This window comes from Dactylosporangium sp. CS-047395 (assembly GCF_050942185.1).
In the GTDB taxonomy this organism is placed as follows: domain Bacteria; phylum Actinomycetota; class Actinomycetes; order Mycobacteriales; family Micromonosporaceae; genus Dactylosporangium.
Map to the genome: position 1 here is coordinate 5,102,190 of NZ_CP192015.1, position 13,028 is coordinate 5,115,217.

Consider the following 13,028-nt stretch of genomic DNA (forward strand, 5'->3'; position numbering starts at 1 on the left):
CGGGTCCTCATCGGCTTCGCCGCCGGCTCGGCCGCCGGAATCGCGCTCGGCGGGCTGGTCGGACTGTCCCGGGTCGCCCAGGCCCTGCTCGGCCCGACGGTGCAGGCGCTGCGGGCGGTGCCGTCGCTGGCCTGGTCCCGCTGCTGCTGCTCTGGCTGGGCATCGACGAGACGCCGAAGATCGTGCTCGTGGCGATCGGGGCGTTCTTCCCGGTGTACACCACGGTCGCCGCCGCCCTCGCCCGCGTCGACGCGCACCTGGTCGAGGTGGGCCGCGCCTACGGCCGGTCGGGCCTGTCGCTGCTGGGGACGGTGCTGTTCCCCGCGGCCCTGCCCGCCGTGCTCAGCGGATTGCGGCTCGGCCTCGCCCAGAGCTGGCTGTTCCTGGTCGCGGCCGAGCTCATCGCGTCCTCCATGGGACTCGGGTTCCTGCTGATCGACAGTCAGAACACCGGCCGTACCGACGTGATGCTCCTCGCCATCCTGCTGCTCGCGCTCATCGGCAAGGCGACCGACTCGCTGCTGGGCCTGCTCGAACTCCTAGGACGCGGACGGGGCGGCGGCCGCCGGGACGATCCAGCTCTGCACCGCGCCGTGCGGGGTGTAGTCGACGGTGGCCGGGCGGGTGGCGGCCGGGGCGGAGAAGGTGATCCAGCCGCGCACGCAGGTGCCGTTGGCCAGTGAGCGGGACGTGAACGGGTACTGCGGGCGCGGGAAGGCGTCGTCGTTCTTCTCCGCCGCCGGGGCCACCGAGTTGTCGGGGTAGTGCAGCGACCACGTCTTCCAGTCCACGGTCACGTTCTGCTTGGCCGAGTCCAGCGTGCACACCTGCACGTCGGCCGAGGCCCAGGTGTAGCCGGCCGGTCCCGCGTTCGGGCCGCCGGTCACGCTGGGCAGCTTGAAGTCGTAGACGGTGGCGCTGACCGTGTTCAACAGCCGGGCGGACTGGCCGAGCGCGACCGGCGGCCCGGCGGTCGGCCGGGCCGCCGGGGACTTCGCCGGGGCGGTCGTGCGCTTCGACTGGGGCTTGTGCTGCTGGTCGGGCCCGCCGCAGCCCGCGATCGCGAGCGCCGGGAGGAGCAGGGAGCAGACGGCCAGGATGCGTCGGTTCACCCTGCCAGGGTAGTCAGGCGAGGAAAGAGCCGTACCGCCCGTTCAGGATGGCGGTCTTCTGGGCCTGGCTGAAGTGCGTGTTCGGGTAGCTGTAGAACGACGCCGACATCGGGGTGCCATCGGTCGAGCTGGAGTCCGGCAGCCCGAAGCCGTGCCCGAGCTCGTGGACCATGCCGCCGTACCAGCGGTTCATCGGCCCGTTGAGGCCCGCCCCGCCGTCGGCGTCGTGGCCGCTGAGCGTCACCCAGCCGGGGCTCGCCCCGCCGCCGGACTTGCCGGGGTCCTCGGCGCTGATCTCCCCGACGCACAGCCAGCGGCTGTCCGGGTTGGCGATGCCGAACCGGCGCATCAGCTCCTGGTGCATGTTGCCCACGACGCACCAGTACCGGTCGCCGTTCGGGTCGCAGTTCGTGTTGATGTACCAGTTGCGGTCGTGCTCGCCGTTGACCACCTCGACCACGGTGGCGTTGAGCGTGAACGTCCTGCCGAGTTCCTGCTTGTAGTACCGCTGGGCCTCGCGCATGACGGCGGCGATGCCGTCGGGGTAGCGCTGGTCGAACGCCACGTCGGTGGGCTTGAGCCAGAACACCCTGACGGTCTTCAAGGCGGGCCCGGCGGGTGAACTGCTGGCGCTCGGGCTTGCGCTTCTTGTCGGGCTGGCCGTCGGGCCTACGGTGCCCGTACAAGCGACGTTGTTGAGTTTGAAGGCGTTCGGGACAGCGTTCGTGCCGCTCCACGCGCCGTTGAAGCCGAACGACACGGTGGCGTTGGTGGCGATGGCGGCGTTGTAGGACACGCTCGTGGCCGACACGTTCGCGCCGCTCTGCGTGACGGTCGCGCTCCAGGCCTGGGTGACGGTCTGGCCGTTGGCGTAGGTCCAGGTCAGCGTCCACCCGTTGACCGGATCGCCGAGGTTGGTGACGGCAACGTTGGCGCCGAACCCGCCCTGCCACTGCGAGGCGATCGTGTACCCGACCCGGCACCCGGCCGCGGCCGCACTGGCCGAGCCGGTGGCGAGCGCCGCCGCACCACCGGCGGCGACGACCAGGGCAGCCGCGATGGCGGCACCTCGGAGCTGATGACGATGCACGCTACGTCTCCTCTCATCAACGATCTCCGATGCCATGGCACCCGCCACTCTGCGCGCCGAAAACCTTTTCGGCAACTGTGTGTGAAACTTCCACGGGTGATTTTCCGACTGGCGGCGTACGCCGTGTGCATCGCGGACGACCGGGTGCTGCTCGCCCGATGTGAGCCCGTGTGGACCCTGCCCCGGCGGGCAGGTCGAACCCCCCTGAGGACCCGTTCGACGCGGTCATCCGGGGAGGTGGCCAAGGCGACCGGCTGCACCGCGCGGTGGTCACCCGCCTGGGCGTCTATTACGAGGTCCGCACCACGGGTGGTTCGCTGTTCACCGCCGGGGCCTCGTGGACGGCGCTGGCCGCGGTGCCGCTGCTGCGCCGGTCATCGCTGGTCGACGTGGGCCTGGGTCGGCGGGCTGATCGAGCGCTAGACGTGGACGCGGTCGGTGAGCACCTGGGTCAGCATGCCCAGGGTCGGCCAGTCGACGAGCTCGCCGGTCCGGATCGCCGCCCAGGTGTGCAGTTCCACCCAGGTGCGCTCGGTCGAACCCTCCTCGCCGAACGGGGTGTCCGCCGTTGCCCGCAGGGTGTCCACCTCGTCCGCGGTCAGCTCGGCCGAGAACAGGTGCGCGCGGTGAGCGGACAGGGTGCCGGCGATCTGGCGGTGGCCGTGCGCGCGCAGCCGGGCGGCGGGGATGGACAGACCGGTCTCCTCGCGTACCTCGGCCGCCGCCTGCTCCAGCGGTGCGACGTCCTCGGGGCCGGCGCCGCCCGGCAGCTCATGGATGAACCCGTCGGGCGTCGACGCGGTGGAGCGGAACTCGCGCACCAGCACCACGAGCGTCTCGTCGAGTGTTGGCGCCCGCCGGAACAGCACGACGCTGGACATGTCCGGGCGCGACAGCACGATCTGGCCCGCCTTGACCCGGTCCTCGGCGGCCACGCGGATGTCGGTGCGCAGCGCCCAGTACACGACCTGGCGTTTGCCTGGCCCGCGCCGGTACACCCACTCGGCCCGCGCATGGAGCAACTCGTTGCCGGCGTCGGCCTGCGCGCGGTACCACTGCTGGAAACTGCTCGTCTGCCACACGATCAGCGGGACCTCGCGCTCACCGTGCGCACGCCGCGCACCCGGCGCCAGCCCGTCGAGCGCGAGTCCGAGCGTGTCGCCGAGCGACTGCGCGGCCGGCACGTGCTCGGATGCGGCCCCCGCGACCAGGTACCGGTTGCGCGGCGACTCCGGCGGCGCCCCGAACACCGCCTTCCCGCTGCGATGCCAGGTGCCCCACTCGACGTTGGTCGTGAACGCCGGCATCGTGCTCAGCTCGCGCGGCACCCAGAAGACGATCCGGTCCGCGAGGTGCAGCCCGGCCTCCTCCCAGCCGATCTGTCCCAGGTAGTCGGGCACCACCCCGCTCGCCGGCTCGGGCGAGAACACCACCAGCCGCCCGCCGCTCCAGCGCTGCCGGAGCAGTTCGATCGCAGCCGGCCGCCAGCTCGCCACCTCGGGCTTGCGCGGCGTCGGGCCGGCCAGGAACAGCGCCGCGTCCCACCACGACGGCGGCTCGTCGGGCGGGCTGACCACGATGACCTCGTCGCTCATGCGGCCCAGCATGCCAGCTTGAGCTCTTTGCTCACGCGGCGCGGCATGGCGGCTTGAGGTCTTTGCTCATGCCGGTTTGACCTCAAGTCGGGTTCATGTTGTCCAGTACCGGGGTGACGGACATCGAGCGCGCCCTGGTGATCGGGGCGACGGGCAACATCGGGCGGATCGCGGTCGACCTGCTGCACCGGCGGGGCGTGCACGTCCGCGCCCTGGCCCGCGAGGCGCGGCGCCTGCCGGCGGGGGTCGAGGCGGTCAGCGCCGACGTACGGAACCCGGGCGCGTGGCGCACCGCCGCCGACGACGTGGACGCGGTCCTGCTCATCTGGCCGTTCATGGAGGCCGCCGGCATCGAGCACGTGGCCCCGGTGCTCGGCCGCCCGGGCCGGCGGATCGCGTACGTGTCGGCCATGCACGTCCGCGACGACCGCACCCCGGCGCAGAACGGCGTGTGGGGCCAGGTCGAGGCGGCCGTCCGCGCGACCGGCGCCGACTGGACGCTCCTGCGCGCGAGCGGCTTCGCCACGAACACCCTGCAGTGGGCGGCGGCGATCCGCGCGGGCGAACCGGTGCGCATCCCGTACGTGAGCGCCGCGCGCTCCCTCATCCACGAACGCGACCTGGCCGAGTCCGCCGTCGCCGCGCTGACGTCCCCGGCCCACGGCCGCCGCTCGTATGTCCTGAGTGGACCGTCGGCGGTCACCCAGGCCGAACAGGTCCGTCTGCTGGGCGGTGTGGCCGAGGAAATCTCGCCCGAGGAGGCGCGGGCGGGCATGGACCCGGGCTTCGCCGACGCGGCCCTGCCGTACTGGGCGTCCCTTGTGGACAATCCAGAGCCCGTCGCCGGCGGGGTGCGCGACCTGACCGGCCACGAGGCGCGCAGCTTCGGGCAATGGGCCGCCGACCACGCCGTCGACTTCCGCCCGTGAACCGCTGATCAGTCGCTGTCGGTGGCCGCGATGAGCGTGACCGTGCGCCGGTCCGGCCATAGCGCGGCCAGTCCGGTGTCGAGCGAGTCGGTCAGCTGGAGGTGCCAGTCCGACACGTACGACAGGAACGTGCATGCTTTTGCGGCCGACTCGATCGCCGCGACGTCCAGTCCGGCCACCCCGACGAGCGCGCCGAGGCACTCCCAGGCGGTCAGCCTCCCGTACGCGGCGAACTTGCGCGGCCCGTACACCGGCCCGGAGGCGGCAGTTTCGTGCAGCTTCCGCAGGACGTCACCGCCGCCGACGCGCGCGACGTGCACGAACGACGACCCGGCACTGCGCGGCCCGAGCGCGCGTAACTCGGCCGCGCCGAAACCGTCCAAGGGCCGCTCGAGCTCGAACAACCGCGCGTCCGCGCAGTCCGCGTCCACGCCGGGCCACGGGTGAACGCCGAGCGCGCGCTCGGCCGTGCACGTCACGCGCACGGCCCCGCCGACCCGCAGCTTCTTCGCGGGTGCTGTTTCCCGCTCGAGCGCCGTCCGGGTCCGCGGCAGAACCGACAGCGGATGCCCGGCCGCCGCGAGCCGGTCGGCGAACCCGCCGGCCGCGGCCTCGGTGGCGTCCGTGCGCAGCACCATCTCCTGCCACAGACACGCGGCCAGCTCATCGCTCGGCTCGGCGTCGGCGAACACCGGCAGAAGGTCCTGCTCCCGCTGTGCCATGGCCAGGTACGCGGCCACCTCGGGCAGGTCGTAGCGCACCGCACCCCAGGCCGGCCCCCGCGCGGCCGCGCGGCGCACGAACGTGACCCGGCCCGGATCGCCAGGCGTGGTCGCGAGCCGGCGCAGCGCCACCTCGAAGCCGAACCGCTGCGGATAGGTCGGCCGCGGCACCGCGAGCAGCGCCTCGATCAGCTCGGCGAGCCACTCCGGCCCGGCCCGCTGAACCTCGGTGTCGGTGACCCTGACCGCCTTGTCCCAGCCGCGGTCGCGGTAGGTCTCGGCCAGCCCCATCCGCCGGACGACCTCGGCCACCTTCATGACCGGCACGGTACCGGAATCGCCCGACGATCATGCGAGACCGCGTCCGACGAGGGCGTTCGTGCCGTGACCGTTCGGGGGAAGTCGTCCGCTGACATGTTCGTCACGATGTGTGCATGCGCTGGCGATCAACTGCGATGTTCTGGGCGCTGCTCGCAGCTGTCGACGGGGTGCTGCTCGTATTCGGCCTTCGTGAGCAGCTCTACGTGCAGGCCGGCGTGCTCACGCTGGCAACCGTCGTCGCGGTTGTGGCCACGCAACCATCGATCGCATGGGCGGCGACCGGCAGCACCCGATTCCGCCGGGCGTTGCGCCTGGGTGCGGGTGTCGCCGCGATCGCCAGTCTGCCCGCCGCCGGCTGGTACGGGACCTGGGTCGTACTGCGAGGTCTGTCGGAGGCGAGCCTCTGGTTGGTCGTCGGCGGTCTGGTGCTCGGAACGGTCATTCCTGGAGCGGTGCTGATAGCCCTGGGGGCCTTGGTCGACTCGGGCTCGCCCGCTTCCGACAGTGCGGTTGCGGCGCTGGCGTGCCATGTTGTGGTGAGTGGCGCTGGGTTGCTCGCGACCGCTGTGGCCTTCGCCGCGATGGCGCACAACTGGTCGCTTGTCGGCGTGGTGGGCGCCTTGCTCGTGTGGCGTCTGGCCGGACCGGCCGTCCGAGGGTTCCGAAGCGTACGGCGGACATGGCGGATCGGCACCGGCACGCCACTCGTGGCCCGGTTGACGGGCCTGGCGATCGCCCTGCTGCCCCTGTTGTGGGCGGGTCCGGACCCGCTTGGCACCGCGCCGCGAGGCACGGACTTGCTGCGGCTGCTCGCCGTCGTCCTGGCGGTGGCCGTCGTGCAGCACGCGGTGCTCGTCTGGTGGAAACCCGGCCGGCTGCTTGCCCAGCTCGATCTCGTCGCCGCGGAGGTACGCCGGTCGGCCGTCGACGAGCTGCACGCACTGGCCGCGCTTCGCGGCATCGCGAGCCCGGGGACCGGACCCCCGACCGAGACGGCGCACGATCTGCAACTGCGCCGGGCGGAGCACTCGGCGTGGCACCGCTCGGCATCCGAGCGGCTGCGACTCCTCCAGTCCCTCGACGCCGACCAGTACGCGTATCACAAGCGACGTTTCGATGCGATCGCCGCGGCGCGAGAGGAGGCGCTGAACCGGGACGCCGCCGGCGCACGCTCGTCCGGTCGCAGACCCTCGCCGGCGCTTCCCGATCAGCAGGAGGAGTCGTACCGGGCCGGACGGGCCGCATGGGACCGGTTGACGCGCGTCCTGCAGGTCGAGGAGTCGCTCGCCGCCGGCAGCGTCGGTGTGCGGCTTCTGGCTCCCGTCGACTCGCGCGCAGCGGTCCGGGCCAACCGGCAGGCGACCGTCCGCACCGGACTGGTACTGGATGAAGCCTGGCCGCGAGTGGCGCTCGTGGTGCCTCCGCGGGAGCGGCGGGCGGTGGCCGCCACCGACGCGGCGATCGCCGGCTGGCGGGTACTGGCCGCGAGCGCATTCTGCGCAGTGGGCAGCACGCTGGTGGCAGCGGTCTGGACGTCGTGGACGGAGCGGACGTTCCTCCTGGCCGCCGTGGCGATGCTCGGCGCCGTGGTCGCGCTGCAGCGGGCCCGGGCAGACGTCGTGCGGGGCTACGACCGGCGCGCCGCCGCCGTCGACATCTACCAGGTCGAGGCGTTGCGCCGGATCGGGCTCACCGTTCCCGCGTACCCAGCCGCGCCGGTCGCGCTGGCCGGCGCCCTCATGGGGCGACCCGACGAACTCGAACCGCAGGATCTCGTGGTCATGGACGAGCTCGTCCATCGGCGCGCGCAGGAAGTCGTCACCAACATCAATCCGGAGGTCGTGAACCACATGCAGGTCCGTGGCGCCGAACCGGACTGGGCGCTGCACGAGGCGGTGGCGAGGCTGACCGAGGAGGTACGGGCGTCGAAGGAGACCGTCGGGCAGGTCCACCGGCTCGAACGCGAGCTTTCCGATCAGCGGACCATGCTCGAAGAGCGCATCCAGGATCATGTCCGGGCCGGTTTCGAGTCCGTGATCCAGGGACCGCCGAGGGTCAACTACCAGGGCTGGATCAACGTCGACATCGTGGCCGACGACGAGCACGTCGAGGTCGCCGCGGATGGGACGTTCGCGATCGGCGAGGGCGGTGCGTTCGAGCTTGTCGTGCGTATCGCGGCCGAGCGGGCCTGGCCGCTGGCCGAGCAGCTGGTGGTGACCGGTGGCATCGACCGGCGGCCGGTGCCTTTCGACGTCGAGGTCGACAGCGACCGGCCGGAGTTGCGCCGGGAGGCAAGGCCGGTGCTGGTGATGCCGGCACGTGGCGGCGACGAGGTGCGCTTCGCGTACGCACTGGGCGCCGTGGACTTCCCGGCACCGCCGTGGCTGTGGATCCGGGTCTCCCAGGGACGGCGGACCCTGCAGAGCATCGAACTGACCCTCGAGGCGGGCACCGAACGGGCGACGGCGTGACGGTCATCGCCGAGGTGGAGGCCCGGACCCGCGCCGGGCGCCCGGGTGTCGAGATCAAGTTCACGTTCCCGTCGGGCCGCAGCATCTCCCTGCCGACGAACGAGCAGCAGCTGTCGGCCGCCCGCAGGACCGCCGGGCGGGACCTGCAACGCGCGATGCAGACGGTCGTCCGGCGCCGACCGAGCCTCCGGCAGGCCGAGACGGCATTGCGCATCCTGTTCCACAAAGGCGTCCAGCTGACCGAGATGCTGGCCGACCTGGGGTACGAGCGTGTGCAGTCGCTCCAGGACGAGTTTCGGGCGGCCTGGCCGACGTGGGAGGAGACCGCCGACTGGGACGTGGACGCCCCGATCCCCGTGGTGGAGTTCAAGAGCCGCGACGCCGCGCTGCCGCTCGAGCTGCTGCCGCTGTTCGACTTCGGCCCCTTGCCGGCGATCCATGTCGACGACGATCTGCGGCGCGTGGCGGCCCGGTTCCTCGGTTTCAGTGCGGTCGTCCGCAGGGTGACGTCGGCGCCGGTGCCAGGCAACCACATCCTGCGCACCGATCCGCGCCTGCCGGTGCAGTTCCTGCGCCACCGGCCGTGGTTCGGGGGCAAGCGCGACCCTGGCCTGCTCGGCGCGCTGGACGGTGCCGTGGCGCTCGAAGGACCCTGGCCGCAGGCGGAGAGCGAGTCGGCCTTCCGGGCCGCGATCGTCGACGCGCTGCACGACGGCCGGGGCCTCGACGGGGCGGCCGCCGGCGATCCGCCGGTCCAGGTGCATCACTTCGCCTGTCACTGCGACACCACCGCCGAGGACGACGACGACTACACCCTGCGGCTCACGACCAGCAACCGCAGAAACCGGACCATCACGCTCGGGGAGCTTCGCAGGCAGTACAGCGGCCGCCTGTACGGCAACGGCAGCGGCGCCCCCGCCCGAGCGGTCGTCTTCCTCAACGCGTGCGCGAGCTCGCGCACCGACCCCGATACCGCCATGTCGTTCCCGAGGTGGTTCCTGAGCCACCGGCACCGAGCGGTGATCGGCACGCTGAGCGTGGTGCCGGACGCGGTGGCGGGCACCTTCGCCGACGCGCTCTACGGCCGGCTGTTGCAGGGCGAGCGGCCGCTGGGGGAGGCCATGGTGCAGGCGCGTCGTGACATGCTCCGCGACACGCGCAACCCGCTCGGGCTCGTGTACGTGCAGCACGGCGACACCGAACTCATCGCCGACCGCAAGCGGCCCGAGATCTACCGCCGCTCAGGTGGCGCGACGCAGTAGCCGGTTGCCGACCTCGTCGAGCAGCGGAACGATGAACACCGCGATGCCCAGCACGACCGCGGCGGCGATGGCGTCGAGGCCGGCGAGGTCCGCGACGTTGCTCGCCGTTCCGGCCGCCCAGCACAGGTACGCGACGGCGGCCAGGACGTAGAAATGCGGCAGCGGGCGCTCGTCCTCCTCCGCCCGCTGACCGGCCAGCCACAGGTAGCCCACCGTGCCGATCAGGCCGGCGAGGACCACCACCACGAGCAGCATCTCCCGGCCGTCGCCGACGAAGGCGGCCAGCGGCACGAAGAACGCGAGCGTCTCGCCCGGCACGTACTTGACCAACCGCTCCGGGAAGCTGTCACCGCCGACCGGGGGTGCACCGTCGTCCCGGAATCGCGCGGGCGGTACGACGGTGCGTGGCATGGGGTCTCCTCGACGGCTGGGCGACAGCTCCAGCCATTGTCGATCGACCGATGTCACCGACGGTTCAACCGCCCGTACGGTCCGTCCAACCGCGCGGCCAGCCGGGCGTCAACCGTTGACCTGCCGATTCCGGGTGTTGGCGGACCGGCTCCGTGCGCGGCCGCCGGTCCGCCGGGCGTCAGCCGCGGCTGAGCTGGCCGCGCAGGACGCCCAGGGACTTGGTCAGCAGCCGCGAGACGTGCATCTGGGAGAGGCCCAGTTCGGCCGCGATCTGGGACTGCGTGCGGTTGCCGAAGAAGCGCATGGCGATGATCTTCTGCTCGCGCTCCGGCAGGCGGGCCAGTAGCGGGCGCAGCGCCTCGCGGGCCTCGACCTGCTCCATGTCGTCGTCCAGCGCGCCGAGCAGGTTGCCCAGGTCGGTCGGGCCGTCGGACTCGTTGGAGCCGGACGGGGCGTCGAGCGACAGGGTGCGGTACGCGCGGCCGGCGTCCAGCGCTTCGATGACGTCCTCCTCGCTCACCTCCAGCGCCGCGGCGAGGTCGGCGACGGTGGGGGAGCGGCCCAGGCGCTGCGTCAGTTCGCCCGTCACGCGGTTGATGTGCAGGCGGGTTTCTTGAATGCGCCGTGGTACCCGTACGTCCCAGCACCGGTCGCGGAAGTGGCGCTTGAGCTCGCCGGTGATCGTCGGGATGGCGTAGCCGACGAACGCGGCCCCGTTGGTGGGGTCGAACCCGTCGACGGCCTTGATGAGCCCGACGATCGCCACCTGGTCGAGGTCGTCCTGCTGCTCGCCGCGGTTGCGGAAACGGCCGGCGAGGTGGTGCGCGAGCGGCAGGTACAGCTCGATGATCCGGCCCCGCACGCGGCGGCGGTCGGCGCCCTCGGGCAGGTCGGCAAGCAAACTGAGCAGCGCCAGCGCCTCGGCGTCGTCGGCGCGGCGGCGGGAGTTGATTTGGATCGTCATGAAGGCAGACCTCACGGCAGCAGAAAAGAACCCGGATGCGGTACCGGACGCCCGCTGCTTGAGCGCCTTGTGCTCCCCGACCGTAGCCCGGTTCTTGCGCCACGACAACTATTGCGTCGATTTGTGCGTCGATTCCGCCCACCTGATACCCTGCGGCCTGCACTTTCAGCTGGTCGAAGCGGCTCTGCCCAGAACCGCGCGCAGCCCGAACTCCAGAGGCGTCCACCCCGGCCCGGCGCGCGCGCCAGTCACGCGACCATGCGCGGGTGGCGGTCACGCGACCATGCGCGAGCGGCAGTCAGGCGACCGTGCGCGAGCGGCAGTCAGGCGACCGTGCGCGAGCGGCGGTCACGCAGCCGTGCGCGGGCGGACGCGTGCGGCGGTCACGCGACCATACGTGAGCGGCGGTCGACCGGTCGTGTGCGGGCGGCGGCAGGCACGAGGCCGCCACGGCGGAGCGTCAGCGGTGGACGATCAGCGTGCCTGCTCGACCTCGCGTGCCATCTTCCGCAGTGCCTGCCCGAACCCGGCCCGGCCGACCAGTCCGACAACGCCTCCGGTCACCCGATCGAGGCGGTGCGGCACCACGGTCACGTCCTCGGACCAGTCCACGCGGCAGCGGGTGGCATCGAGCGGTACAACCAGGAACCAGGCTTTGCCCTTGAGCACCCGCCCGTGCTTGTCCACGTCGCACCGCCCCGGCGACCCGGCGACCGGCGGCTCCCAGCGCGACACCGTCATCGGGTCGTCGAACCCGAGCGGGCCGAGCCCGGAGTGCGCCACGAACCCCGCTCCGACCCCGTCCATCCGATCGGTCGTGAGCCGCACCGTGGTCAGCGGCGCCCACCGCGCGTGGTTGCGCCAGTCGGTCAGCGCCTCCCACACCCGCGCCGCGGGCGCCCCGACCTCGACCGACACCGTGAAGTGCGCCATGCCCCGACCATAACCGTTACGCCGCGCCGGGGGCGGGTAGGCGAAAAGGGACTGATCGGAGGTACTTCATGAAGGCAGTCCTCTACAGGGGTCCGCGCGAGGTCGAGGTGACCGAGGTGCCGGACCCGGCGATCCAGGCGCCGACCGACGCGATCGTGCGCATCACGACCACCAATATCTGCGGTTCCGACCTGCACATGTACGAAGGCCGGACCTCGGTCGAGGAGGGCAAGGTCCTCGGCCACGAGAACATGGGCATCGTCGAGGCCGTGGGGCCGGGCGTGAGCCGGATCAAGGTCGGCGATCGCGTGTCGGTTCCGTTCAACATCGCCTGCGGAACGTGCCGCAATTGTACGTCCGGATGGACGAGCTTCTGCCTGCGCGTCAATCCGAATGACGGCATGGATGGTGCCGCGTACGGCTATGCGAACATGGGTCCGTACGACGGCGGGCAGGCGGAGTTGCTGCGGGTACCATATGCGGACTTCAATCTTTTGGAATTGCCGCCGGGGACCGAGCACGAGAACGACTTCACCATGTTGTCCGACATTTTCCCGACGGGCTGGCACGGCACCGAGCTGGCCGGGATGCGGGCCGGGGACCGGGTGGCGGTGTTCGGGGCCGGGCCGGTCGGGCTCATGGCCGCGCACAGTGCGATGATTCGCGGCGCGTCCGAGGTGTTCGTGGTGGACAAGGAGAAGGACCGGCTGGATCTGGCGGTGAAGATCGGGGCCACGCCGGTGGACTTCGGCCGGGGCGATCCGGTTGAGCAGATGCTCGACGCGACGAGCGGGCGCGGGGTCGACTGCGGGGTCGAAGCGGTCGGCTACCAGGCGCACGATCCCAGCGGGGATGAGCATCCGGAATTGGTACTCGACAATCTCATCAAGGTTGTCCGCTCGACCGGCGGAATCGGGGTCGTCGGGGTGTACGTGCCGGAGGATCCGGGCGCGAAAACGGACCAGGCGCGGCAGGGGCGGATCGGGTTCGACTACGGGACGTTCTTCGCCAAGGGGCAGCGGATGGGCACCGGTCAATGTCCCGTCAAGCGGTACAACCGGCAGCTGCGCGACCTCATCGTCAGCGGCCGCGCGCAGCCGTCGTTCCTCGTCTCGCACGAACTGCCGCTGGAGCGGGCGGCCGAGGGCTACGACCACTTCGACCGCCGCGAGGCCGGCTGGACAAAGGTGCTGCTCCGACCCGGCCAGAAGTAAGACC

11 protein-coding genes are annotated in these 13,028 nt (G+C 71.7%); 5 read left to right on the forward strand and 6 right to left on the reverse strand.

Annotated elements, in window-relative coordinates:
* Positions 1-188 precede the first annotated feature (188 nt).
* Entirely contained in the window at positions 189-683 is a 495-nt protein-coding gene (locus ACQP00_RS24050) for an ABC transporter permease (RefSeq protein WP_433222649.1), read from the forward strand.
* A gap of 442 nt (positions 684-1,125) precedes the next feature.
* Here the strand turns inward: ACQP00_RS24050 and ACQP00_RS24055 are convergent, their stop codons facing one another.
* Together ACQP00_RS24055 and ACQP00_RS24060 are read right to left on the reverse strand one after the other, a co-directional pair.
* On the reverse strand, positions 1,126-2,202 hold the full coding sequence (locus ACQP00_RS24055; RefSeq protein ID WP_433222651.1) for a cellulose binding domain-containing protein: 1,077 nt from the start codon (positions 2,200-2,202) through the stop codon (positions 1,126-1,128).
* A 419-nt stretch (positions 2,203-2,621) separates the two neighbouring features.
* Positions 2,622-3,797 (reverse strand): nucleoside 2-deoxyribosyltransferase domain-containing protein, encoded by a 1,176-nt coding sequence (locus ACQP00_RS24060; protein WP_433222653.1) that lies wholly within the window; start codon positions 3,795-3,797, stop codon positions 2,622-2,624.
* A 113-nt stretch (positions 3,798-3,910) separates the two neighbouring features.
* Between ACQP00_RS24060 and ACQP00_RS24065 the strand changes: the two genes are divergently transcribed.
* Complete coding sequence (locus ACQP00_RS24065; protein ID WP_433222655.1) at positions 3,911-4,726, forward strand: SDR family oxidoreductase; 816 nt, start codon at positions 3,911-3,913, stop codon at positions 4,724-4,726.
* Between the two features lie 8 nt (positions 4,727-4,734).
* Here the strand turns inward: ACQP00_RS24065 and ACQP00_RS24070 are convergent, their stop codons facing one another.
* Positions 4,735-5,766 (reverse strand): DUF6183 family protein, encoded by a 1,032-nt coding sequence (locus ACQP00_RS24070; protein WP_433222657.1) that lies wholly within the window; start codon positions 5,764-5,766, stop codon positions 4,735-4,737.
* 116 nt (positions 5,767-5,882) lie between these two features.
* Here ACQP00_RS24070 and ACQP00_RS24075 point away from each other — a divergent pair, with 116 nt between their 5' ends.
* Entirely contained in the window at positions 5,883-8,240 is a 2,358-nt protein-coding gene (locus tag ACQP00_RS24075; RefSeq protein WP_433222659.1) for a hypothetical protein, read from the forward strand.
* The gene (locus ACQP00_RS24080) at positions 8,237-9,502 is read left to right on the forward strand and encodes a CHAT domain-containing protein (protein ID WP_433222661.1); all 1,266 of its coding nucleotides are present in this window, start codon (positions 8,237-8,239) and stop codon (positions 9,500-9,502) included. The genes ACQP00_RS24075 and ACQP00_RS24080 overlap by 4 nt, the downstream gene beginning before the upstream one ends.
* On the opposite strand, the gene ACQP00_RS24085 is transcribed toward ACQP00_RS24080, so the two are convergent.
* The 3 genes from ACQP00_RS24085 to ACQP00_RS24095 all read right to left on the reverse strand — a co-directional run bounded on the left by ACQP00_RS24085 (position 9,482) and on the right by ACQP00_RS24095 (position 11,810).
* Positions 9,482-9,913 (reverse strand): hypothetical protein, encoded by a 432-nt coding sequence (locus tag ACQP00_RS24085; protein ID WP_433222663.1) that lies wholly within the window; start codon positions 9,911-9,913, stop codon positions 9,482-9,484. The two genes, ACQP00_RS24080 and ACQP00_RS24085, sit on opposite strands and share 21 nt — an antisense overlap.
* Positions 9,914-10,091: 178 nt before the next feature.
* Positions 10,092-10,877, reverse strand: a complete 786-nt coding sequence (locus ACQP00_RS24090) for an RNA polymerase sigma factor SigF (protein WP_433222665.1) — start codon at positions 10,875-10,877, stop codon at positions 10,092-10,094.
* A 474-nt stretch (positions 10,878-11,351) separates the two neighbouring features.
* Positions 11,352-11,810, reverse strand: a complete 459-nt coding sequence (locus ACQP00_RS24095) for an SRPBCC family protein (RefSeq protein ID WP_433222667.1) — start codon at positions 11,808-11,810, stop codon at positions 11,352-11,354.
* Between the two features lie 68 nt (positions 11,811-11,878).
* Between ACQP00_RS24095 and ACQP00_RS24100 the strand changes: the two genes are divergently transcribed.
* On the forward strand, positions 11,879-13,024 hold the full coding sequence (locus ACQP00_RS24100) for a glutathione-independent formaldehyde dehydrogenase (protein WP_433222669.1): 1,146 nt from the start codon (positions 11,879-11,881) through the stop codon (positions 13,022-13,024).
* Positions 13,025-13,028: the final 4 nt, after the last annotated feature.